This is a genomic window from Dactylosporangium sp. NPDC051485 (genome assembly GCF_040682015.1).
Taxonomy (GTDB): domain Bacteria; phylum Actinomycetota; class Actinomycetes; order Mycobacteriales; family Micromonosporaceae; genus Dactylosporangium.
Genome location: NZ_JBFAZW010000023.1, coordinates 1 through 23,376, shown reverse-complemented (window position 1 = coordinate 23,376; position 23,376 = coordinate 1). Strand labels below are relative to the sequence as shown.

General features: G+C 72.7%; 19 protein-coding genes and 1 pseudogene. 11 read left to right on the top strand and 9 right to left on the bottom strand.

The window, feature by feature from the left end:
• The first annotated feature begins 149 nt into the window (after positions 1-149).
• Both AB0M46_RS15775 and AB0M46_RS15770 read left to right on the top strand, forming a co-directional pair.
• Positions 150-962, top strand: coding sequence for a DNA-formamidopyrimidine glycosylase family protein (locus AB0M46_RS15775; RefSeq protein ID WP_363336421.1), 813 nt, complete (start codon positions 150-152; stop codon positions 960-962).
• The gene (locus AB0M46_RS15770; protein ID WP_363336419.1) at positions 962-1,477 is read left to right on the top strand and encodes a 2'-5' RNA ligase family protein; all 516 of its coding nucleotides are present in this window, start codon (positions 962-964) and stop codon (positions 1,475-1,477) included. The genes AB0M46_RS15775 and AB0M46_RS15770 overlap by 1 nt, the downstream gene beginning before the upstream one ends.
• A 50-nt stretch (positions 1,478-1,527) precedes the next feature.
• Here the strand turns inward: AB0M46_RS15770 and AB0M46_RS15765 are convergent, their stop codons facing one another.
• Positions 1,528-2,931, bottom strand: coding sequence for an NAD(P)H-quinone dehydrogenase (locus tag AB0M46_RS15765; protein ID WP_363336417.1), 1,404 nt, complete (start codon positions 2,929-2,931; stop codon positions 1,528-1,530).
• Positions 2,932-3,108: 177 nt separating this feature from the next.
• Between AB0M46_RS15765 and AB0M46_RS15760 the strand changes: the two genes are divergently transcribed.
• Positions 3,109-3,564: a gamma-glutamylcyclotransferase family protein gene (locus tag AB0M46_RS15760; RefSeq protein WP_344616602.1), complete on the top strand. Its 456-nt coding sequence runs from the start codon at positions 3,109-3,111 to the stop codon at positions 3,562-3,564.
• Positions 3,565-3,628: 64 nt separating this feature from the next.
• Here AB0M46_RS15760 and AB0M46_RS15755 read toward each other — a convergent pair whose 3' ends face one another.
• The 4 genes from AB0M46_RS15755 to AB0M46_RS15740 form a co-directional block, all read right to left on the bottom strand.
• Positions 3,629-4,543 (bottom strand): GNAT family N-acetyltransferase, encoded by a 915-nt coding sequence (locus AB0M46_RS15755; RefSeq protein WP_363336414.1) that lies wholly within the window; start codon positions 4,541-4,543, stop codon positions 3,629-3,631.
• A gap of 33 nt (positions 4,544-4,576) precedes the next feature.
• Entirely contained in the window at positions 4,577-5,326 is a 750-nt protein-coding gene (locus tag AB0M46_RS15750; RefSeq protein WP_363336412.1) for a hypothetical protein, read from the bottom strand.
• A gap of 92 nt (positions 5,327-5,418) precedes the next feature.
• Positions 5,419-6,219 (bottom strand): hypothetical protein, encoded by an 801-nt coding sequence (locus tag AB0M46_RS15745; protein ID WP_363336411.1) that lies wholly within the window; start codon positions 6,217-6,219, stop codon positions 5,419-5,421.
• A complete protein-coding gene (locus AB0M46_RS15740) occupies positions 6,219-6,851 on the bottom strand; it encodes an MBL fold metallo-hydrolase (protein ID WP_363336409.1) in 633 nt (210 codons plus the stop codon). Before AB0M46_RS15740 ends, AB0M46_RS15745 begins: the two co-directional genes overlap by 1 nt.
• 114 nt (positions 6,852-6,965) lie before the next feature.
• Here AB0M46_RS15740 and AB0M46_RS15735 point away from each other — a divergent pair, with 114 nt between their 5' ends.
• The gene (locus AB0M46_RS15735) at positions 6,966-7,934 is read left to right on the top strand and encodes a DUF4349 domain-containing protein (RefSeq protein ID WP_363336407.1); all 969 of its coding nucleotides are present in this window, start codon (positions 6,966-6,968) and stop codon (positions 7,932-7,934) included.
• Here AB0M46_RS15735 and AB0M46_RS15730 read toward each other — a convergent pair.
• Positions 7,888-10,098 (bottom strand): hypothetical protein, encoded by a 2,211-nt coding sequence (locus AB0M46_RS15730; protein ID WP_363336405.1) that lies wholly within the window; start codon positions 10,096-10,098, stop codon positions 7,888-7,890. The genes AB0M46_RS15735 and AB0M46_RS15730 overlap by 47 nt on opposite strands.
• Before the next feature lie 68 nt (positions 10,099-10,166).
• Positions 10,167-11,486 (bottom strand): amidohydrolase, encoded by a 1,320-nt coding sequence (locus AB0M46_RS15725; protein ID WP_363336403.1) that lies wholly within the window; start codon positions 11,484-11,486, stop codon positions 10,167-10,169.
• Positions 11,487-12,293: 807 nt separating this feature from the next.
• Between AB0M46_RS15725 and AB0M46_RS15720 the strand changes: the two genes are divergently transcribed.
• A complete protein-coding gene (locus AB0M46_RS15720; RefSeq protein WP_363336401.1) occupies positions 12,294-14,096 on the top strand; it encodes a serine/threonine-protein kinase in 1,803 nt (600 codons plus the stop codon).
• A 19-nt stretch (positions 14,097-14,115) separates the two neighbouring features.
• On the top strand, positions 14,116-15,777 hold the full coding sequence (locus tag AB0M46_RS15715; RefSeq protein WP_363336399.1) for a phospho-sugar mutase: 1,662 nt from the start codon (positions 14,116-14,118) through the stop codon (positions 15,775-15,777).
• 37 nt (positions 15,778-15,814) lie between these two features.
• Here the strand turns inward: AB0M46_RS15715 and AB0M46_RS15710 are convergent, their stop codons facing one another.
• The gene (locus tag AB0M46_RS15710; RefSeq protein WP_363336397.1) at positions 15,815-16,918 is read right to left on the bottom strand and encodes a glycosyl hydrolase; all 1,104 of its coding nucleotides are present in this window, start codon (positions 16,916-16,918) and stop codon (positions 15,815-15,817) included.
• A gap of 96 nt (positions 16,919-17,014) precedes the next feature.
• Positions 17,015-17,656 carry a uracil phosphoribosyltransferase gene (upp, locus tag AB0M46_RS15705; RefSeq protein ID WP_363336395.1) on the bottom strand — a complete coding sequence of 214 codons (642 nt, stop codon included), beginning with the start codon at positions 17,654-17,656 and terminating at the stop codon, positions 17,015-17,017.
• Positions 17,657-17,681: 25 nt separating this feature from the next.
• Between upp and deoC the strand changes: the two genes are divergently transcribed.
• The 5 genes and pseudogenes from deoC to AB0M46_RS15680 all read left to right on the top strand — a co-directional run.
• Entirely contained in the window at positions 17,682-18,617 is a 936-nt protein-coding gene (deoC, locus tag AB0M46_RS15700) for a deoxyribose-phosphate aldolase (protein WP_363336393.1), read from the top strand.
• Positions 18,618-18,624: 7 nt separating this feature from the next.
• Positions 18,625-20,055 (top strand): aldehyde dehydrogenase family protein, encoded by a 1,431-nt coding sequence (locus tag AB0M46_RS15695; RefSeq protein ID WP_363336391.1) that lies wholly within the window; start codon positions 18,625-18,627, stop codon positions 20,053-20,055.
• On the top strand, positions 20,045-20,917 hold the full coding sequence (locus tag AB0M46_RS15690) for an aldehyde dehydrogenase family protein (RefSeq protein WP_363336389.1): 873 nt from the start codon (positions 20,045-20,047) through the stop codon (positions 20,915-20,917). The genes AB0M46_RS15695 and AB0M46_RS15690 overlap by 11 nt, the downstream gene beginning before the upstream one ends.
• Before the next feature lie 158 nt (positions 20,918-21,075).
• Positions 21,076-22,110 carry a DNA primase gene (locus AB0M46_RS15685; RefSeq protein WP_363336387.1) on the top strand — a complete coding sequence of 345 codons (1,035 nt, stop codon included), beginning with the start codon at positions 21,076-21,078 and terminating at the stop codon, positions 22,108-22,110.
• A 235-nt stretch (positions 22,111-22,345) separates the two neighbouring features.
• A pseudogene (locus AB0M46_RS15680) lies at positions 22,346-23,376 on the top strand (transposase); the annotation flags it as partial.

The window sequence follows — 23,376 nt, the reverse complement described above, 5'->3', positions numbered from 1 at the left end:
AAGCTCCGGAGCGCGGCGCCCCGGAGCGAAGAATGCTGACGTCGATCAGCGCCGCCGGGGAAGGCCCGGCGTCGTCGTGAACAGTGCGCTGCGACTCACGCCCGCAAGAATAGCTCGGCGCCCGCCGGAGGGCCGGGTATAAATGCCCGGTGCCCGAAGGTCACACCATCCACCGCCTCGCCGAGCGCCACCGCAAGCTGTTCGCGGGCCGCCCGGTGGAGGTCTCCAGCCCGCAGGGCCGCTTCGCCGCCGACGCCCCGCGCGTGGACGGGCGCGTGCTCCAGGACACCTCCGCCCACGGCAAGCACCTGTTCCACCACTACGAGGACGGCCCGACGATCCACGTCCATCTGGGGTTGTACGGCAAGTTCTCCGACGGCGACGGACAGCCCCCGGCCCCCGTCGGCGAGATCCGCATGCGGATGGCCAACGGCGAGCACTGGCTCGACCTGCGCGGCCCTGCGGCCTGCGAGCCGCTCGACCCGGCCCAGCTGGACGCCCTGCGCGCCCGCCTCGGCCCCGACCCGCTGGACGAGGGCAGCGACGGCGGGTCGGCGTACCGCATCATCAAGGACTCCAGCCGCCCGCTCATGGCCCTGCTCATGGACCAGTCCGTCGTCGCCGGGGCCGGGCTCATCTACGTGACCGAGTCCCTGTTCCGCGCGGGCCTGCCACCGACCACGCCGGGCACGAGGCTGGGCCGGCGCAAGTGGAACGAGATCTGGCAGGACCTGCGGGTCCTCATGCGGGCCGGCGTGGCCGAGGGCCGCATCGACACCGTCCGCAGCGCGCACACCCCCGAGGCCATGGGCCGCCCGCCGCGCGTCGACCGGCACGGGGGCGAGGTCTACGTGTACCGCCGGACCGGGCAGCCGTGCCTGGTCTGCGCCACCCCGGTGCGCACGGCGCAGCTGAACGCCCGCAACGCCTACTGGTGCCCCCGTTGCCAGAAGGCCCGCTGATGGTCGCTTCGGTCGAGATGTACCTCGACGAGCGCTCCTCCCGGCGCATCCGGGTGCTGTGGGACCAGCTGGAGGAGCTGGGGGTCCAGTCGCTGCGCACCCCGCACGACGGCCGGCACCGCCCGCACGTGACCCTGGCCGTGGCCCGGCAGCTCGACCCGGACGCGGTCGCCGAGGCCCTCGCCGGCGTGCGGGTGGCCGAGCCGCTGCGGATCAACTTCCAGTACGCCGGCGTCTTCGTCGGCCGCGTGGTCTTCCTCGGCCCGGCCCCGACGCCGGAGCTCGTCGCCCACCAGTCCCGGGTCCACGGCCTGCTGACCGCGGCCGGCATGGCGTCGCTGCCGCTCTACACACCCGGCGAGTGGGTGCCGCACTCGACCGTGTCGATGCGGGTGCCACGGCCGCTGCTGACCGAGGCGCTTCGCCGCTGCCTGGAGTCCCTGCCCATCGAGGCCACGGTGACCCGCGCGGCCGTCGCCGACTACGCGCGGGACATCTTCCACGAGATCCCCTGATCGGCCGCGGGCCCGCCCGCCGGGGCTCCGGACCTACCACCCGGCGGCGGTCAGTCCTCCTCGTGCTGCATGAGCTGGCGGGCGGCCTCGGCGATCGAGCCGGAGATGGACGGGTAGATCGTGATGGTGTGGGCCAGCTGGTCGACGCTCAGGTGGTTCTCCACCGCCATCGCGATCGGCATGATGAGCTCGCTGGCCTTCGGGGCGACCACCACACCGCCGACGACGAGACCCGAGGCCGGGCGGCAGAAGATCTTGACGAAGCCGTCGTCCAGGCCGTCCATCTTGGCGCGGGCGTTGCCGGCCAGGGGCAGCATCACGGCGCGGGCCGGCACGCGGCCGCTGTCGATGTCGGACTGGGTGATGCCGACCGAGGCGAGCTCCGGGTCGGTGAAGACGTTGGCGGCCACGGTGCGCAGCTTCAGCGGGGCCACGGCCTCGCCCAGCGCGTGCCACATCGCGATGCGCCCCTGCATGGCGGCCACGCTGGCCAGCGGCAGCAGGCCGGTGCAGTCGCCGGCGGCGTAGATGCCGGGCACGTTCGTGCGCGAGACCCGGTCCACCGTCACGTAGCCGCCGGGGGCCACCTCGACGCCGTACTCGGTGAGGCCAAGGGCCCTGGTCTGCGGTACCGAACCCACGCACATCAGCACGTGGGAGCCCTCCACCGACCGCCCGTCGGCCAGCTCGACCACGACGCCGTCGGCGGTGCGGCGGGCGGCGGCGGCCCGGGAGTTGTTGAGGATCGTCATGCCGCGGGCGCGGAAGACCCGCTCGATCGCCATGGCGGCGTCGGGGTCCTCGTGCGGCATGACCCGGTCGCGGCTGGAGACGAGGGTCACGTCGACGCCCATGGCCAGATACGCCGAGGCGAACTCGGCCCCGGTCACGCCCGAGCCGACCACGATGAGCTTCTCGGGGAGCTTCGGCAGGTCGTACACCTGGCGCCAGTCCAGGATCCGCTCGCCGTCCGGGGCCGCCGTCGACAGCACGCGGGGCGTCGCACCGGTGGCGATCAACACCGTCGAGGCGGCAATCGCATACGGAGCGTCACCGTCGGCCGGGGTCACCTGCACCGCGTGAGTGTGACCGAGCGTATCCTCACCGAGGCGCGCAGTGCCCGTGACGAACTCGACGCCGGCCTTGACCAGTTTGGCGTGGATGTCGCCGGACTGGGCGTGCGCGAGCCGTTTGACCCGCTCGTGCACCGCTGGCCCGTCCACCCGCACGTCGGGCCCGGCCGGCCCGATCACCCCGAACTCCTCGGTGTCCAGGTGCGCCGTGACCACCGATGAGCTGGCGATGAACGTCTTCGAGGGGACGCAGTCGTGCAGCACGCACGCCCCACCGGCCCCTTCGGCCTCGATCACGGTGACCTGAGCGTCCAGCTGCGCCGCGACGAGCGCCGCCTCGTAGCCCGCCGGGCCACCTCCGATGATCACGATCCGGCCCACGCCAGCCACCCCTTCCCGGCTATCCGCAACCCATTCTCCCTCGTCCCGCCGGGCCGCCCGGACCCCACCCCGGCCTCACCCCATCCGAACGGTGCATGCCGCGCCGACGAGTGGATCCGAATCCGACACGCACCGCAGTATTCTCTCGCACACCCGGTCGGGTTTATCGTCATCGCCGTGCGTCATTACGCCGCGTATGGCTCGAACCTGGACCCTGCCCGCATGCGGGCCTACTGTCCGTACTCGCCGATGATCGGGACCGGCTGGCTCGAAGGCTGGCGGCTGACCTTCGCCGGGGAGGACGTGCTCGGCTGGGAAGGCTCTGTCACGACGATCGTCGAGTCCCCGGGCGACCGCGTCTTCGTGGCGCTCTACGACGTGCACCCCAACGACGAGAAGCAGCTCGACGAGGTCGAGGGCGCGCTGGCCGGCACCTACCGCAAGCTGCACCTGCGGGTGGCCACCCTGGACGGCGAGGAGACCGCCTGGGTCTACGTCTTCAACGGGTACGAGGGCGGCCTGCCCACCGCCTGGTACCTCGCGGAGATCGCCAACGCCGCCGCGAAGGCCGGCGCCCCGGCCGACTACCTGGAGGCCCTGCGCGCCCGCCCGACCAAGACGGCCATGCCTTAACCGGCCGACCGACCCCGGCCGGCGAGCAGCCTCGCCGGCCGACGGCCCTGGCCCCTTGGCGGCCCTAGTCCGCGGCGGGCAGCACCCGCTCGTACACGTCGACCGCGAAGGCCACGCTCATCCCCGCGCCGGTGTAGAGCGAATACGCCCCCGTCGGATTGGTGAGATCGACCCCCAGCCCGGCGGTCGTGCGCCCCTTGGCGGCATAGATCGAGAAGGCCGTGCGCAGCAGCGCTCCCCCCACCCCGTGCCGGCGATGCTCCCGCAGCACGGCGAGGTTCTTCACCCATCCCTCGCCCCGCTCCAGCCCCTGGTCGGAGGACTGCAGCACCCCCACGATCCGGCCGTCGTCCTCGGCCACGAGCCACTCGTCCGGGCTGCTCGCCGGCAGCGACGAGCGCCAGTCCTCGTAGGAGACCGGCTGGAAGTCGGGGGTGTCGGCGAACGCCGCCTGCAGCACCTCGTGGAACCGCCGCATCTCCGCGGCCCGCGCGACCCGGACCCCCTCCGCCGGTCGCTCCTGCCCCGTCAGCTCCCGGGTCATCCGGGCATGCCGCTTGCGGACGGCGAAGCCGCGCTCGACCAGCGCCTCGACGTAGGCGGTCTCGGAGGGCACCACGCCGGCCCGCAGCGTCACCTCGGCGCGGCCGGCCGCCCGGGCCCGCTCGGCGACCCGGGGCAGCGCCAGGTCGAGCAGCGTGCCGTGGGCGGCGACGCCGGGCACCGCGTAGACCTCGACGTTGTCCCGCGGCCCGCGGGTGGGATTGTCCACGTAGGCCCAGGCCAGCGGCGCCCCGTCGGGCCCGGAGGCCAGCCAGGAGTCCACCGCCGGGTCATGGTTGGGCGCCGTCAGGGTGGCGACCACCTCGTCCTCGGTCCAGTCCGGCTCCCCGAGGGCCGCGATGTCGCTGGCCCGCGTGACGGTCAGGATCGCGGCCACATCCCGCAACGTCACACCCCGGACCAGCAGCTCCGTCATGCCACCGAGCCTATGGCCCGAGTACGACAGAAATCACGACGGCAGCGCCTCCTTCACCGACTCCACCGCCGCCTCGAGGAGGTTGACCAGCTCGGCCCGCTCGGTCGGGGCCAGCGCCCGGAAGGCCTCCCCGGCGATGCGGTCGGTGAGGGCCTCGGCCCAGCTGCGGCGGCGCACCAGCGGCTCGAAGGGCGGAAACGGCGGCTGCCACCCGAAGGCCGTCGCCTCGGCCTCGCCGTCCGGCCCGGAGATGATTGCCTCCAGCGGGGTCAGGCCGCTGGCCCGGACGGCGAGCAGGTGTGCGGCGGCGCGGTGCTCGCGCAGCAGGTGGGCCAGGACGGCGGCGCGGGCGCCCGGGGAGTCGTCCGGCAGCGGCATCGCCCGCCAGGCCGCGAAGAGCGGCATCCCGGCCGTCTCGGCGCTGACCACCACCCGCTCGGACAGCTCGACCAGCTTCGGCAGGGCGTAGAAGCTCTCGAGGTGCTCCCGGCCCCACCGGCAGCACTCCTCGAGGTTGTCGGCGGCGATCTGCTCCGGCGGGGCCACCTTGCGGGCGGCGTCCCAGCCGTCCTGCACGGCCTCCGGGGCGATGAAGCCAAGGGCGGCGGCCACGGTGTCGGCCCGCACTTCGCCCAGGGCGCCGCCCCGGCCGGCCACGTAGAACGCCCAGCCGGTGAGGCCGATCTGGCGGGCGCGCCGCATCGTCTTCGGGTCGTCGCTGAAGGCGCCGCCCAGGGACAGCACCGCCTGTTTCGCCGCGGCGGCCGCCTGCTCGGGAGTCACCCGGCTCATTCTGCCGCCAACCATGGATCACGGTGAAGGCACCCATTCGAGGAGTAACCGTGTGAGAGCGCAGACCGACGGATCAGCTGAGGTCAGCCAAGATCGGCCAAGGCGTCCTGCGCGAGCTTGACCCGCTTCTCGGCCTGCGTGATGGCCTTCGCGGCCGCGGCCACCGCCCGCTCGGCCTCCGCCTTGGCCGCCTCCGCGTCGGAGAGCTGCTGCAGGGCCGTCATCAGCTCGCGCCGCGCCTGCTTCACCGCCTGTGCGTGCTCCTCCTCGGCCCGCCGCCGCTCCTCCTCCCGGCGCCGCGCCTCGGCCCGCCGCTCCTTCTCCTGCGCGTCGGGCGCCGAGCGGATCGGGGTGACGGTGGCGGTGGAGCCGGTGGCAATGGAGCCGCTGCTGGCGCCTTGGACGAGCCGCAGGCTGGGCCGCGGGGTCTCCCCGAAGCCGGTGTACTCCAGGGCCTTGGTCAGGCGCCCCTGCCGTACCGCCGCGGCCACCTCCGCATCCGCGAGCGCTGCGGCGAAGGTCGCCTCCACCTCGGTCACCGGCAGGTTGCCCCGCCCCGGCCCGGCCAGCCGCACCGCCTCCCGGGCCAGCGCCGAGACGGTGGAGCGGCGGCGCACCGAGAGCTCGCGCAGGTCGGCCCCGCGCAGCTCGCGCTGGGCCGAGCGCAGCTGCTCGGCCAGTTCGAGCAGGGAGGACACGAGATCCGGCCGCTCGTGGGCCAGCCGGTTGACCAGCCAGGCCGCGACGGTCGGCTTGCGCAGCTTCCCGAGCGCGGCCGCGAGGCCCGTGTCCCGCGCCTGCCGGGCCTTGGCGACCTCCTCGCCCCGCAGCCGGATGAAGTCCTCGGGCGGGGCGGCGTAGAGACGGGCGATCACGTCGTCCATCAGATCGAGGTACCGGGATCCAAGCGCTCGTAGTGCGTGCCCGACAGGCGCGTCATGTGGCCGGTCACCATCTGCTGGCCGGCGTCCACGAGCAGGCTGTCGTGCAGCGCGAAGGCCCGCTCCGGCTTGACCGCCCGGGCGAAGTCGATCGCCTCGGCCAGCTTGAGCCACGGCGCGGACACCGGTACGAACAGGGTGGCGACCTCCTCATCGGGCACGTGGAACGAGTCGCCCGGATGGTAGATCGGGCCGTCGGGCGACTCGATCACGAAGCCGATGTTGACGATCCGCGGGATATCGGGGTGGATGATCGCGTGCTGGCCCCCGTGGGCCCGCACGGTCATGCCCGCGGCCACGAACTGCTCGCCCGGCGTGGCCGTGAAGATGTCCGCGTCGAGGTCGGTCATCTGCGCCTCGACGTCGGGGTGGGCGTGCACGGTCAGCGTGGGGCGGCGGGCGGCCGCGGCGCGCAGCCGGTCGATGTCGATGTGGTCCATGTGCTCATGGGTGATGAGCACGGCGTCGGCGTCCTGCAGCGCCTCCGGCTCGCTGAACACCCCGGGATCGATCACGAGCACCCCGCCCTCGTGCTCGAGCCGCAGGCAGGCGTGCGTGTACTTCGTGATGCGCATCCGGTGACCTCCTCGTGGCACAACCGTGACCCGGGTGGATGGAACCACAACGGTGGCGGCCCGCGTCCGAGGTGGCAGTTCCGGGTTCCGGATCGACACTACCCAGGAGGCGTCATGTCAGTCAGGCGCACCGGCCTGTTGCTCACGGCGGCGGTGCTGGCGGTGCTTGCGCTGGGCGGTTGCTCCGCCGCCAGCAGCGACACCCCCAGCAGCGGCGCGGCGGCCCCCCAACAGGGCACCGAGGTCAATGCGGCCGCCGGTGCCGGCCCAGCGGCGGACGTACCCCGGCAGCAGCAGGATCCCGCCCAGCAGAAGGCCCCCGAGATCGCCGACGACCGCGCGATCATCTACTCCGGCACGATCACCCTGGAGGCGAAGAACGTCAACGACGCGGCGACGAAAGCACTCGCCTTCGCCGCCGCGGCCGGCGGCTTCGTGGGCAGCGACAACCGTCAGATCGACGGCGACGGCTCGACCGCCACGCTGATCCTGCGGGTGCCGGCGGAGAAGTTCAACAGCACGCTGGAGCAGGTCAAAACGATCGGCGAGGAGGAGAACCGGCAGCTGTCCGCACAGGACGTCACCGACCAGGTCGCCGACGTCGAGTCGCGGCTCAAGACCGCGCAGGCCAGCGTGAACCGCATCCGGGAGCTCATGGCCAAGGCGCAGACCATCGGCGAGATCACCTCGCTGGAGTCGGAGCTGGCCCGGCGCGAGTCCGACCTCGAGTCGCTGCAGGCCCGCAAGCGCCGCCTCGACGGGCTGACCGCACTGTCCACCATCACCGTGGTCCTGCACGGCCCGAAGGCGCCCGCGGTGTCCACGAAGGACACCGGCATCACGGTCGGCCTGCGCAACGGCTGGGGCGCCTTCGTGGCCTCCCTGCGCGTGGCGCTGACGGTGCTCGGCTGGCTGCTGCCCTGGATCGTCTTCCTCGGGCTTCCGATCTATCTGCTGACCTGGATCTGGCGGCGGTACCGCGCAACGCCGCGCAAACCGCCGGTTTCAGCCGTCGCCGAGGGGGCAGAGGCGGAGCCTACGCGGGCACCTGAGGCTCCGTCAGAGCTGCCGTCAGCCCGCTGATCACCGCACCGAACTCCGGCCGCAACTGGTAGCCGGAATGACCGTCAACCTTGGGGAACACCGTGTCGCCCGGCGGCATGTCGAACTCCGGCGGGTCGACGAGCCGCTCGTCACGGGCCGCCGCCGACTCCACCGGGCCGCCGATCGGATCGGTGTCTCGCCACAGGTTGACCCAACGGGGGGTGTGCTGGCCCAGCTCCTGCCGGGGCTGGGCCAGCACCGCGCCGACCTGCTCCAGCAGCGTGTCGCTGACGTAGGCGGGGAAGAACCGGGCGTACAGCCGCCGCAAGGGCGAACCGTAGGTCAGCAGCGCGGTGCGGGCCCGCACCTGCGGCGGCAGTTGCAGGACCGTCGCGGCGGCGAGCACACTGCCCTGGCTGTGCCCGGACAGGATGACCCCACCCTCCTCGGCGGCGAGCCACGCGGCCCGGCGGGCCAGCTCCGGCACCGCCCGCTCGGCATAGCAGGGCGGCGCGAGCGGATGCGCGGCCCGCGGCCAGAACGTGCCCAGGTCCCACAGCACCCCGACGATGCGCCGGAAGCGCTGGTAGCGGTACGCGAGCACGCCCACGAGGACGAGCAGCACCGCTGAGAGGCCGATGAGGTACGTCCCGAGATTCACCACGAACGAGATGACCTCGGCCGCCGGCGAGCCGGACGGGGCCAGCCGGATCGGGCGCCGCCCGGCCAGCGCGAAGCCGGTCGCGATCACGGCGGCGACGGCGGCCGGGATGAACACCCAGACCAGCATCCGTCCGATGTGGTCGGTGACGCGCGCGTCGGCGACGGCGTGGTCGACGTGGCGGGCCTGCTCGGCGTTGCGCTCGCGGCCGCCGGGGAAGTCGGCGGCGGTGACCGCCCGGGCGTCGCGGCGCAGCCGGCGCACCAGCGGCAGCCCGCCGATCAGGGCGACCAGGACGACCAGCAGGAGCAGCAGCACGAAGCCGCCGGCGCCCCACTCGTAGGCGGCCGGCGGCTGCAGCGGCTGCCAGCTCGCGTAGTCCGGAGTGGACGGCTGGGAGCGGCGGTCGAGGTAGTCGGCGACCCGGTAGGACAGCCCGGCGGAGAACGCCACCGCCACGCCGAGGCCGGCGCTGGCGACCAGCGGGGCGGCCAGCCCCTGCAGGTAGGTGCCGCGCGGGCGGCTGGCCAGCACCACGGCGCCGAGCACCAGCATGAGCACCACCTGCACCGCGAAGAGCCCGGTCACCGTGCCGCCGAGGACCGGCATCTTGCCGGCCGCCGGCCACGGGTCGCGGGCCAGCAGCGCGTAGCCGAGCACGAGCGCGGTGAGCGCGACGGAGAGGTGGCTCAGCAGCCGGGTGAACGGCCGCGCCCAGCGGGCCGGGTTGTCCCGGTCGACCACCGGGGTGACCGTCACCGCGACCACGCAGAGCACCAGGACCGCCGCGACCGCGACGGCGAGCGCACAGCCGGCCGGGCCGTAGCCACGGTCGCGGTCCTGCGGCACGAGCACACCCAGCAGGACCGCGTCCAGCGAGCCGTAGGCGAAGGCGATGTGGATCGAGCGCAGCCGCCCGACCAGCGGCTTGCCGTTCCAGAAGTACGGGTGGGCGAGCCCGTCGCCGTCGCCCTCGGTCTGGGCGGGGAAGGCCTCGTACCGCACCCACGTCCGCCGCCCCAGGAACCACAGCAACGCGATGGCGAGGATCGGCAGCAGCGCGGCAAGGGCCAGCCGCCGGGAGGTGGTGGCGAAGAACCCGTCGGCGAAGAGACCCAGCCACCAGCGGTCCTGCAGGCAGCGGGGCACGGCCGCGCACTGCCACCCGACGAGGTCCATCGAGACCTGGACGAAGGACAGCGCGAACGAGCCGGTCATGCTCAGGGCGTAGACGCGGGTCAGCGCGCGGATGACCGCCCGCGGGCCGGGCCCGGTGGCCGGGCGCAGCCACATCGCCACGTTGGCGAGCATGAACGGCAGGAGCAGCAGCCACAGCGCGCGGGCGGCGGCGCCGGCGGTGAGGTTGCCCCACCGGTACGCCTCCAGCATCGCCCCGCCGGGGCCGGTGACCGCGCCGTACTCGGCGCGTGGGCGGAAGAAGCCCGCGTCGGTGTCGCCGGCGACCCGGCGCAGCAGCGGTCGGTCCAGGACGTCCTCGGCCGGGGAGCCGGTGACGCCGTGCACGCGCAGCTCGGTGACCACGCCTCTGAGTTACCAGAGGCGCGTCGATTCCGCAGTCCGAAAAGTTGCTGGAAACGTCCCGGGCGGCGTTAGAAGGCCCCCGCCCCGAGCGCCGCGAGCGCGGTGTGCACCATGACGCGCACGCCGTGGCCGATGGCCCGCTCGTCGACGTCGAACGAGGACTGGTGGATGTCGAACTTCGTCTCCGCGCCGGGCACCCCGACGCCGAGGCGGATCATCGAGCCGGGCACGCCGTCGAGGTAGAACGCGAAGTCCTCGCCGCCCATGCTGATCTCGGCCTCGACCACCCGGTCGGGGCCCAGCGCGGCGCCGGCCGCCCCGGCGATGATCGCGGTGGCGAGCCGGTCGTTGACCACCGGCGGGACGCCCCGGGTGTAGGTGACCTCGCACTCGGCGCCGGTCGGCGCGATGACGTCGTGGACCAGCTTGGTGACGAGCTCGGGCACGTCGCGCCAGGCGTCGCGGGACAGGACGCGGATCGTGCCGCGGGCAATCCCCTCGATCGGAATGGCGTTCGCGGCCTCGCCGGCCCGCACCGCGCCCCACACCATGGAGACCCCGGCCCGCGCGTCGAGCTTGCGGTCCAGCAGCGACGGCACGTCGACGAGGATGCGGCCGAGGGCGTGCACCAGGTCGGCGGTCAGGTGCGGGCGCGCGGTGTGCCCACCCCGGCCGGTCAGCCGGACCTCGATCTTGTCGGCGGCCGCGGTGAACGGCCCCGAGCGCACCCCGACCAGCCCGACGGGCAGGTGCGGCGCGCAGTGCAGCGCGAAGATGGCGGCGACGTCCTTGAGCCCGCCCGCGGCGATGACCTCGGGCGCGCCGGAGGGCATGGTCTCCTCGGCCGGCTGGAACAGCAGGCGGACCCGGCCCGGCAGCTCGCCGCGCTCGGCCAGCTGGGCCAGGGCCAGCCCGACACCGAGCAGGACGGTGGTGTGCACGTCGTGGCCGCAGGCGTGGCAGACGTTGTCGACGGTGGAGCGGTAGGGCACGTCCTTGGTGTCCGGCAGCGGCAGCGCGTCCAGGTCGGCCCGCAGCGCGATGACGCGCTCGCCGTAGCCGATGTCACACATCAGGCCGTTGCCCTTGGGCAGCATGCGGGGCGACAGCCCGGCCCGGGTGAGCTCGCGGGCGACCAGCGCGGCGGTCTCGAACTCCTGGCCGGACAGCTCCGGGTGCGCGTGGATGTGACGCCGGATGGCCACGAGCTCGGCGCCGCGGGCGGCGAGCCAGCGGTCGAGCTGACCCGGTAGCGGATCGGCCCCGGGCGGGGTCTCGGGCCATCCTTCGGACAGTTGCTCGACCTTGGACGACCCGGACGACGTCAATCTGCCACCCGTTCGCGCCGTCGTGGCGGCGGCTTCGGGGAGCGTCAGCGCTCTCGTCACGGTGAGTTCTCTATTTCGGTCTAATGGAGCGGCCCGCCCCATGCGTGCCATGGACAGACTAACCGGGTCAAGGTGACAGAGCGCAACATCATTCTCGTGATGTTGATATAGCTGAGCGTCACTCAAACCCTCAGGAAGGCGCAAAGCAGCAGGCACGGCCGGGATGGCGGGTTCAGCCCCAGACACGTACCCCTCACCTCCTCTTAACGGGTGACTGGCGCCACGGTCACGTGCTGTCGCGATAACTTTTCGCAGCGGCGCCGTACAGTGGAGTCGCCACCGTTCAACACACAGTGACGAGAGATGTCGCAGGGTGGCATGATCCCGAGACCCGGCGACGCACCCCTCGTCCGACCATCGGCGAGCGGACTCGGAAATCCAGGAAACCTAGTTCGACGATGTTCCGGACGCGTTTCCCGGCGTTTCCGTCACCTGTCCAGACGCTTCGACCGCCTGCCAAGGTTCCCCGGATGAACGAAATCAATCCTCCGCCCGTCCGCAGGGCGACAAGATCATCACGATCGGTTGGTCGTGGGTCACGGTACGGTGAAGGGGCGAACCCCACCTTTCTTAACCGAGCACGAGCACGCAAGATAGTGGGGCGAGAAGTCAACCTTCCCCTCCCGTGACGGTTTACTGCCTGTGACTCAGCTTCCGACGTGGCATGGCGAGCCCCAGCCACCCACCGGTGCTCTGGCTTCAGCCGGAGCCGGGCGCGATCCTGCGCGCGGCCCCGACGCAACTTCCAACGTCCCCGCCCGCGAGCCGGGCGTCCCCACCCGCGAGCCGGGCTCGACCTCGCCGCCGGTGCCGGGGCAGCGCGCCGCCCCCGGAGTGGTGATCGGCGGGCGCTACGCGCTGCGCACCGCCATCGGACACGGCGGCATGGGCACCGTGTGGCGCGCGAGCGACACGCTGCTGCGCCGCGACGTGGCCGTCAAGGAGGTGATCCTCCCGCCTGGACTGGCCCCCAGCGACCGCGACTCGATGTACCAGCGGACCCTGCGCGAGGCCCGAGCGGCGGCGGCGCTGTCGCACCCGTCGGTCGTGCAGGTGTACGACGTCGTCACCGAGGCCGGCCGGCCGTGGATCGTCATGGAACTGCTACAGGCCCGCAGCCTCGCCGAGATGATCGTCGAGGACGGGCCGCTGGCCGCCCGGGCGGTGGCCAAGATCGGCATCGCGCTGCTGGGCGCGCTCGAGGTGGCCCACGCCGCCGGCGTGCTGCACCGCGACGTGAAGCCGGCCAACGTGCTCATCTGCGGCGACGGCCGTTGCGTGCTCACCGACTTCGGCGTGGCCCGGATGCCCACCGACAGCGAGCTGACCACGCCCGGCATGGTGCTCGGCTCGCCGCACTTCATCTCTCCGGAGCGGGCGATCGGCGCCAAGTTCGGGCCGCCGAGCGACCTGTTCTCGCTGGGCGTCACGCTCTACACCGCGGTCGAGGGGCGCCCGCCCTTCGACAAGCGGGACCCGTTCGAGACCATGCGGGCCGTCGTCGAGGAGCCGCCGGCGCAGTCGATGCGCGCCGGGCCGCTCGCCGGCGTGCTCTACGGGCTGCTGGAGAAGGACCCGAACCGGCGCTGGAACATCGAGACCGGCCGGGCCGTGCTACGCGACCTGCTCGCCGGCCCGCTGGCCAGCAATGCCCCGGCGCACATGACCGACCCCTACGCGGTGGTCCGCCCGGTCCACCAGCCGACGGTGGTCCACCCGCAGCAGCCGCCCGGCCAGATCGGCGGCCGGGCCATGATGGCCCCCGGCGAGACGGTCAGCGGCGCGCTGCGGCGCATGCACTCGGACGCCCCCGCCGCCAACCCGCCGGCCTCCAACGTGCCGGCGGCCGAGCTGGAGCGCACCGGCGCCGACCAGTACAACGCGTACGCGCCCGAGTACACCCAGGACGACTGGACCCAGGCCCCGCCCGCCCCACCGGCCAAGCCCGGCACCGGCGACCTCGCCCGGCAGTTCGTGGGCAAGGCAAAGGCGGCGCCGACCTGGGCCAAGGGCGCCGTCGCGGCCGGCCTCGCCGTGGTGCTGTTCCTCGGCATCGGTGCGGCCGCCGGACTGTTCTCCGGGGGCGCCCCGCAGAGCCAGAAGCCGACCAGCACCACCTCCAGCGGCCCGGCCAAGCCGGCCTTCGAGGTCGAGGCGTTCACGCACCCGGGCGGCATCACGGTCAACGTGCCCAAGGGCTGGAAGCAGATCAGGCAGGGCAAGGCCGAGGCGCCGTATTTCGACATCACCGACCCGGCCGACAGCAACCGGCGCATCCGGATCAACGTCGAGAAGGCCTCGGCCAGCCCGCGGACCTTCCTCGAGTCGGCCGAGAACCGGCTCAAGTCCACGGCGTCGAGCTGCGAGCCGCCATACACCCACGTCAACATGAGCGACAACAAGCTCGACGGGCAGGCCGGGGCGGTGCTGGAGTACACCTGTGGCTCCGGCGAGCACCTGCGTCACGCGCTGTGGAACGCGGTCGTGGTCGGCGGCAAGGCGTACCACTTCTTCGTCACCGTGCCCGACACCCGCTTCGAGGAGAGCAAGGCGATCTTCGACGAGATGGTCGGCTCCTTCAAGCTGACTCCCCCGTCGACGGGCCCCTGAGCCGTGTTATGAAGGGCAGATGACCTCCACGGAGCACGGCGCTGTTGGTGCATCGGCCGCGTTGGGCGGAGATCTGGCCCTTCGTAGGGCGGCCGAGGCCTGGATCGCCGACGACCCGGACCCGGCCAGCCAGGCCGAGCTGCGCTCCGTGCTCGGCAACCCCGGCGAGCTGGCCGACCGGTTCGCCGGGCCGCTGCAGTTCGGCACCGCCGGGCTGCGGGGCCCGCTGCGGGCCGGCCCCAACGGGATGAACCTCGCCGTGGTGCGGGGCGCCGCGGCGGGCCTGGTGCGCTGGCTCGCCGAGCAGCCCGAGGCCGCCGACCGGCCGCTGGTCATCGGGTACGACGCCCGGCACGGCTCGCACGCGTTCGCGATCGAGACCGCCCGGGTGGCCACCGGCGCCGGCCGCCGGGCGCTGCTCCTGCCGCGCCCCCTGCCCACCCCGGTGCTCGCCTACGCGGTGCGCCGCCACGGCGCCGCGGCGGGGGTGATGGTCACCGCGAGCCACAACCCTCCGCAGGACAACGGCTACAAGGTGTACCTCGCCGACGGCGCCCAGCTGGTCCCGCCGGCCGACGCCGAGATCGAGCGGGCCATCCGCGGCGTCGGGCCGCTCGCCGACGTGCCGCTGGGCGGGGCCGGCGAGGTGCTCGACGAGGCCATCGTCGGCGAGTACGTCGACGCCGCCCTCGGCGTGCTCGACCCCGAGGTGCCGCGCGAGCTCGCCGTCGCCTACACGCCCATGCACGGCGTCGGCCGGGACGTCCTCGTCGCCACCCTGGAGGCGGCCGGCTACGGCACCCCGTTCGTCGTGGCCGAGCAGGCCGAGCCCGACCCGGACTTCCCCACCGTGGCGTTTCCCAACCCGGAGGAGCCCGGCGCGACGGACCGGCTCCTCGCGCTGGCCGACCGCGTGGGCGCCGACATCGCGATCGCCAACGACCCCGACGCCGACCGGTGCGCGGTCGCCTACCGCCGCGAGGGGGTGTGGCGGCAGCTGCGCGGCGACGAGGTCGGGGTGCTGCTCGCCGACCACCTCATGCGGCGCGGGGTGCACGGCCGCTACGCCACCACCATCGTCTCCTCCACCCTGCTGTCGCGGATGTGCGGGGAGCGCGGGTTGCCGTACGGCGAGACCCTGACCGGCTTCAAGTGGATCGTGCGGGCCGGGGACGACCTGGTGTACGGCTACGAGGAGGCCCTCGGCTACTGCGTCGCCCCGGAGATGGTGCGCGACAAGGACGGCATCACCGCCGCGCTGCTCGTCTGCGAGCTGGCCGCCGGGCTGCGGGCCGAGCTGCGCACGCTGGGCGACCGGCTCGACGAGCTGGCGCTGCGGTACGGGGTGCACGCCACCGACCAGCTCTCGGTGCGGGTCGAGGACCTCGGCGAGATCGCCGAGGCGATGGCCACGATCCGCGCCCGGCCGCCGGTCGAGCTGCTCGACGAGCCGGTGAGCTCGATCGAGGACCGCCTGCCCGAGGCGGACGTGCTGATCCTGCGGGCCGGCACGACGCGGGTCGTGGTGCGCCCCTCCGGGACGGAGCCGAAGCTGAAGGCGTACCTCGAGGTGGTCGAGCCGGTGGTGAACGGTTCGGACCTGGCGGGGGCCCGGGAGCGCGCCGCGGCGGCGCTGGCCGCCCTGCGCGCGGAGACCGCAGTCGCCCTGGGCCTGGACTGAGCCGCCCGGCTGATCGCCTACAGGCCAGCCGGCCGCTTCAGAGCGTCACCGAGAACAGGCCGGACTCGGCGAGCTTGCGGAACTCGCCCAGCGCGGGCTGCGACGAGTCCGGTCGCGTGTCGCCCTTCGGCGCGTTCGGCGAGTCGAAGTACACCAGCGCCCGAATCGCCGGGAACCGCCCGATCTGCTGGGCCACCGTCGAGAAGATCCACGCCTTCTGGGCCGGGTCGGCCGCGTGCTCGTAGACCCCCCACTCGGCCACCATCAGCGGCTTGTTGCCGTGCTCGCGGGTCACCCAGGTGTAGAAGCCGGGCCAGCGGTCCGGGTCGGAGGTGTGGTCGACCAGGTAGCTGAAGTCGCCGAAGCCGTAGCCGCCGGGCTTGGCGTAGAGGTACGGGTCCATGCCGATCCAGTCCACGACGTCGTCGCCCGGGTAGAGGTCGGCGAACCAGTCCTTCACGCACCACGGCTGGTAGGCCATGTACACGAGCACGAACACGACGTTGCGCACCCCGTCGGCCCGCAGCCGCTGCACCGTGTGGCGGAACATGGCGGCATAGTCGCGGGCGGTCATCCCGCCGCCGGCGCGCACCTCGTTCTCCGGCTCGTGGTGCAGCGCGAGGAACATCGTGCCGGGAAACGCCTTCAGCCGGGCGGCCTCGCGGTCGATCCGCGCGTCCTGGTGCCCCTCGGCGACGTCGGCCCAGGTGGTGTTCCAGGCGACCTTCCAGTTGGCGAACAGGATCCGTTTTCTTGGCTGCTGTACCGCGGAAATCTCCTCGGCGGTCGGGAAGGCCTCGTCGCCGCGGTGGTAGGAGTGCAGGATGTCGGCCGGGCGGCCCGTGGTGCCCTCGAAGTTGCGCAGCGCCTGGCCCGGCGTGAACGTGGTGAACGCGCCGGGCGCCACGCCCCAGAGCAGCCCGCAGGTCGGCACCAACTTGGCGTCCACGACGCACGGCTTCTGCTTCTCCGGCGCTTTGGTCCCCGTCCGGGCAACAACGGCGGCGGGCGCCTGACCCAGGTGAGCCTCGCCGTCGGGCTGGGGCGCGCGCGGCTCCAGCGCGGTCGAGGCGATCGCGCCCGAGGCGCCCAGGACGATCACGGCCGTCGCGAGCAGGAGCAGTTGCTTTCGGTATGTCATCGCGGGCCAACGTAAGCCCGGACCCGTTCACCCGTTCAAGGCCACGGCCGCCGTAATCCCCCGTTACGGCGACCGGAATTAAGCGAACCTTGAAGTTCAGGAGTCGCCGAAGCGGGGCATGCCGCCGAACTGCCGGTCGCCGGCGTCGCCGAGGCCCGGGACGATGAACATGTGCTCGTTGAGCCGCTCGTCGATGGACGCGGTGACCAGGCGCATCGGCAGGCCCGAGTTGGCCAGCCGCTCGATGCCGGCGGGGGCGGCCAGCACGCACAGCACGGTGATGTCGCTCGCCCCGCGCTCGACCAGCAGCCGCACGCAGTGCTCCAGCGAGCCGCCGGTGGCCAGCATCGGGTCGAGGACCAGCACCGGGATACCGGACAGGTCGCGCGGCAGGGACTCCATGTAGGCCCGCGGCTCATAGGTGAGCTCGTCGCGCGCCAGCCCCACGAAGCCCATCGAGGACTCCGGCAGCAGCGCCAGGGCCGAGTCGGCCATGCCCAGGCCGGCCCGCAGCACCGGCACCAGCAGCGGCGGGTTGGCCAGCCGCGTGCCCTCGGTCGTCGCGACCGGCGTCTTCACGGGGAACTGCTCGGTGGCGAAGGACCGGGCGGCCTCGTACACCAGCATCGTCGTGAGCTCGTGCAACGCGGCACGGAACGCCCCGTTGTCGGTGCGCTCGTCGCGCAGCGCGGTCAGCCGCGACTTGGCCAGAGGGTGATCCACCACGAGTACGTCCACGAACGGACAGCCTAATATTTGGGACATGACCCTCACCGCCGAGGTCGCGCGCTCACAAGGCGCCCTGCGAACCTTCCTCCACGGCCTCCCGGGAGTCGACCAGGTCGGCGCCGAGCAGCGCGCCGCCATGCTGGGCACCCGCTCGATCAAGACAACCGCCAAGGCCCAGGCCATCGACCTGGCCATCCGCATGGTCGACCTGACCACCCTGGAGGGCTCCGACACGCCCGGCAAGGTGCGGGCACTGTGCGCCAAGGCGGTCCGCCCGGACCCGGCCGACGGCACCTGCCCGAGCGCCGCCGCCGTGTGCGTCTACCCCGCGATGATCGGGGTGGCCGCCGAGACGCTGCGCGGCACGGGCGTCCACCTGGCCAGCGTGGCCACCGCCTTCCCGTCCGGGCAGGCGCCCCTGGCGGTCAAGCTGGCCGACACCAGGGCGGCGGTGGCCGACGGGGCCGACGAGATCGACATGGTGATCTCCCGCGGCGCGTTCCTGGCCGGGCGGTACGCGCAGGTGCACGACGAGATCGCGGCGGTCAAGCAGGCCTGCGGCGACGCCCACCTCAAGGTCATCCTGGAGACCGGCGAGCTGGCCACCCTCGACAACGTGCGCCGCGCCTCGTGGCTGGCCATGCTGGCCGGCGCCGACTTCATCAAGACCTCCACCGGCAAGGTGCAGCCCGCGGCCACGCTGCCGGTGACGCTGGTCATGCTGGAGGCGGTGCGCGACTTCCGGGCCGAGACCGGGCGGATCGTCGGCGTGAAGCCGGCCGGGGGCATCCGAACCGCCAAGGACGCCATCAAGTACCTCGTGATGGTCAACGAGACCGCGGGGCCGGACTGGCTGGACCCGGACCGGTTCCGCTTCGGCGCGTCCACGCTGCTCAACGACCTGCTCATGCAGCGCACCAAGCTCGCCACCGGCCGATACAGCGGCCCCGACTACTTCACCCTGGACTGAGGCAGCCATGGACTTCTCATACGCGCCGGCGCCCGAGTCCCGCTCGATCGTCGACATCCGCTCGTCCTACGGGCTGTTCATCGGCGGCGAGTTCGTCGACGGCAAGGGCGAGCCGTTCAAGTCGATCAACCCCGCCAGCGAGGAGCAGCTGGCCGAGGTGGCCTGCGCCGACGCCGCCGACGTCGACGCCGCGGTGAGCGCGGCCCGGCACGCCTACGACACCGTCTGGGGGCCGATGCCGGGGCGGGAGCGGGCGAAGTACCTCTTCCGGATCGCCCGGATCATCCAGGAGCGCTCCCGTGAGTTCGCGGTGCTCGAGTCGCTGGACAACGGCAAGCCGATCCGCGAGTCGCGGGACGTGGACCTGCCGCTGGTGGCCGCGCACTTCTTCTACTACGCGGGGTGGGCCGACAAGCTGCCGTACGCCGGCTTCGGCCCCGATCCGCGCCCGCTCGGCGTGGCCGGCCAGGTCATCCCGTGGAACTTCCCGCTGCTGATGCTGGCCTGGAAGATCGCCCCGGCGCTGGCCGCCGGCAACACGGTGGTGCTCAAGCCGGCCGAGACCACGCCGCTGACCGCACTGCTGTTCGCCGAGATCTGCCGGCAGGCCGACCTGCCGCCGGGGGTGGTGAACATCATCACCGGCGCCGGGGAGACCGGGCGGCTGCTCGTCGAGCACCCGGGCGTCGACAAGGTCGCCTTCACCGGCTCGACCGAGGTCGGCCGGGCCATCGCCCGCGCGGTGGCCGGCACGCGCAAGCGCCTCACGCTGGAGCTCGGCGGCAAGGCCGCCAACATCGTCTTCGACGACGCGCCGCTGGACCAGGCGGTCGAGGGCGTCGTCAACGGCATCTTCTTCAACCAGGGCCACGTGTGCTGCGCCGGCTCCCGGCTGCTGCTGCAGGAGTCGGTGGCCGAGGAGTTCCTGGCCGCCCTGAAGCGGCGCATGGCCCAGCTGCGCGTCGGCGACCCGCTGGACAAGAACACCGACGTGGGCGCGATCAACTCGGCCGCCCAGCTGGTCCGCATCCGCGAGCTGTCCCAGGTCGGCGAGCAGGAGGGCGCCGAGCGCTGGTCGGCGCCGTGCGAGCTGCCCGACCGCGGGTTCTGGTTCGCCCCGACGATCTTCACCGGGGTGACCCAGGCCCACCGGATCGCCCGCGAGGAGATCTTCGGGCCGGTGCTGTCGGTGCTGACGTTCCGCACGCCGGACGAGGCCGTGGAGAAGGCCAACAACACGCCGTACGGGCTGTCGGCCGGGGTGTGGACCGAGAAGGGCTCCCGGATCCTGCAGATCGCCGACCGGCTGCGGGCCGGGGTCGTCTGGGCCAACACGTTCAACAAGTTCGACCCGGCCTCGCCGTTCGGCGGGTACAAGGAGTCGGGCTACGGCCGCGAGGGTGGCCGCCACGGGCTGGAGGCCTACCTTGAGCACTGAGTCCCAGCGCCTGGCCGTGCGGAAAACCTACAAGTTGTACGTCGGCGGCGCTTTCCCCCGCAGCGAGTCCGGGAGGTCCTACCAGGTGCACTCGGCCTCCGGCGACTTCCTCGCCAACGCCGCGCTCGGCTCCCGCAAGGACGTCCGCGACGCCGTGAAGGCGGCCCGGTCGGCGGTGGCCAAGTGGTCCGGCGCCACCGCCTACAACCGCGGGCAGATCCTCTACCGGGTCGCCGAGATGCTCGAGGGCCGGCGCGAGCAGTTCGCCGCGGAGGTCTCCGCGGCCGAGGGCCTGCCGCCGGCCGAGGCGGCCGCGCTCGTCGACGCCGCCGTGGACCGCTGGGTCTGGTATGCCGGCTGGTCCGACAAGCTCGCCCAGGTGCACGGCGGGGCCAACCCCGTCGCCGGGCCCTACTTCAACCTCTCCTCCCCCGAGCCCACCGGCGTGGTCGGGATCGTCGCGCCGGCCGGGTCGTCGCTGCTGGGTCTGGTGAGCGTGATCGCCCCGGCCATCGTGACCGGGAACACGGTCGTCGTGCTCGCCTCGACCGACCGGCCGCTGCCGGCGGTTACGCTGGGTGAGGTACTGGCGACGTCCGACCTGCCCGGCGGGGTGGTGAACCTGCTCACCGGCTCGGTCGCCGAGATGGCGCCGTGGCTCGCGGCCCACATGGACGTCAACGCCGTCGACCTCACCGGTGTGACGGACTCCACACTCGCGCGGGAGCTCGAGGTCGCCGCCGCGGAGAACCTGAAGCGGGTGATCCGCCCGAGCGATCCGGACTGGCAGGCCGACCCCGGCCTCGGCCGGATGCTCTCGCTCCTGGAGATCAAGACGGTCTGGCACCCCAAGGGGGTCTGACCGCCGCAGAGCGGGCACACTAGGGTGTTTGTGCGCGAGGCCACATCACGCCCTAGTGTGCCCGCACGCCGAGCCCGACTACGGAGGTCACAGTGGCCCGCCAGTCTTCCCAGTCTTCCCGGTCCGCGTCGTCGCGACCGGCCAAAAAGGCCGAGCAGGTGGAGGAAGCCCTCGACGCCGTCGAGGACGTCGACGCCGAGGACGCCGAGGTCGAGGCCGACCTCGACGACGACGCCGACTTCGACGAGGAGGACGGCGGCAGCGAGCGCTCGGCCCAGGCCGACGCGATGTGGAGCGACGTCAGGATCGAGCCCGTCGAGATCGCGCTGGTCAAGGGCGTCGGCTACACGCTGCGCGCCTACCGCCTGTCGACCGAGCTGACCCCGACCGAGGTGGAAGAGGAGGAGGACGAGTTCGCGATCCTCCACCGCCGCGCGGACGAGAACGAGGACGACGAACGCGTCGTGATCCTCGAGAACGCCGAGCTGTTCGAGGACGAGCCCGAGCCGGTCGCCGCCGAGCCGGCCGCGAAGAAGCGCAAGAAGACCGCGGACAAGGACGACGACGCGGACGAGGCCGACGAGCCGGAGGGTTCCGACAAGTCCGAGAAGTCGGACGAGGACAAGGAGTCTGACAAGGAGTCCGACGAGGCCGAGGACGAGTCCGAAGAAGAGGAAGAGGAAGAGGACGAAGAGGAGGAGGAGCCCGAGGAGGTTCCCGCCTTCCTCAGCCACCACGGCAAGCTCCTGCTCTTCCGCAGCGTCGAGGGTCTCGTCGAGTTCGTGAAGTCCGACGCCGAGCACGACATGGTCCAGCTCGACACCTGGTCGAGCCTCCAGTCCCGGATCAGCGCCTCCGCGGTCGTGCCCACCGACGAGAACCGCTTCGAGCTCGACCTCGTGGTCGAGAACCTCCGCGGCGGCCAGGACGCGTGGGACACCGATCTGCTGCTCGCCGCCGGCGAGGTCGCGCGTGACCTTGCTTACGCCCTGCGGCTCGAGCCGGTCCGCACCGCGCTCAACGCGGGCTCGCCCCTCGACGACCTCGACGAGGGCCTCCGAGCTGCGGCGGCGGGCGGTGTCGGCGGCTTCTTCGCCAAGCGCCGGCTGAAGAAAATCGGGGCACAACAGGCGGCCCTGGGCTGGCGGACGATTATTGGCAAGATTTCTGCCGCCGTGGACTGGCGTGATTGATTTGTGACCGACAGGATCTAAGCCGTGGGCATTTTGGCACGGCGGGCCCAACCCGGCCCCTAGCCGGACGGATGGCGGCGGGGGACGACGATCAGTCAGCGCGGCATTCAGCCGAAACGGCGGATCGCGTCACCGCCCGTCAACCTGTTCACTAGAGGACGTTCAGTTTGACCTGCGGCAACACGTCGGCGAGGAGCCGGGACAGTCCCCGCCGACGTGATGAAAGCTCAACTCGATGTCCCGAGAGGAGGACGACGCGGTGGCGCTCGTTCGGGTGTACTGCGGTCTGGCGTCGGCTGACCTCGCCGAGCCGCAGTCGGGTTCCGACATCTGGTTGACCGTCGCGGTCGTCGACGACGCCGGCCGACTCATCGACATCTGCGAGGTGAGTGACGACGCCGGCGGCTACGCCGAACTCAGCGCGTTGCTCGCGCAGCGCTCCGGCGGCACCTCCGCCGTGGCGGTCGCGGCCGAGAGCGACGACCACGTCGTCACCCAGCTGCTCACCGCGGCCGGCCGGAACCTCGCCTTCACCGACGACGACTCGGCCGACGACTACGCCGAGCGCTTCGCCGACGACGAGTCCCCCGAGGAGATCCAGTCCAACGCGGCCGAGCGCCGCGCGGTCGGCCTCGCCCGGGCGCTGCAGGCCGGCGTGCTCTCCGCCGTCGGGCAGAGCCCGCCGCGCGACATGCTGCCGCTCAAGCCGGTGCTCGCCGCGCACGCCGCGGTCGTCGCCGGCCGGCAGGGCACCGCGGCCACGCTGCGCGAGGTCCTCCGCGAGCTCTACCCGGCCGCCCTGCGGGCCTACCCGGACCCGGCCGAGGCCATCCCGCTGGCCATCCTCGACGCGCTGCCCGAGCCGGGCATCCTCGGCGGGGGCGCCAACGGCCGCAAGGGCGACGCGGCCGTCGTGGCCGACCTGGCCCGGGCCGGGGTCGCCGACGCCGACACGCTGGGCGAGGCCATCACCGCCCTGCGGGTCGCCATCGCCGAGACCCCCCGCCGCACCAGCGTCAACCGGGCCGTGAACACGGCCATCGCCGAGACCATCCGGCAGTCGGTCGCCGCCGTGCGGGCCAGCGACGCCGCGGCCGCCGCCCTGGTCGCCGTGCTCGCCGACAAGATGAGCCCGAACGTGCCGCGCAGCGGCCGGCAGCGCCCGACGACGCCGCCTGCCGACCAGGACCGCGATCTTGCCGTCGCGGGCGTCCTGGTCGAGCTGGTCCTTCTGCCGCCGGCTGGTGGCATCCTGCGCGAAGCGGA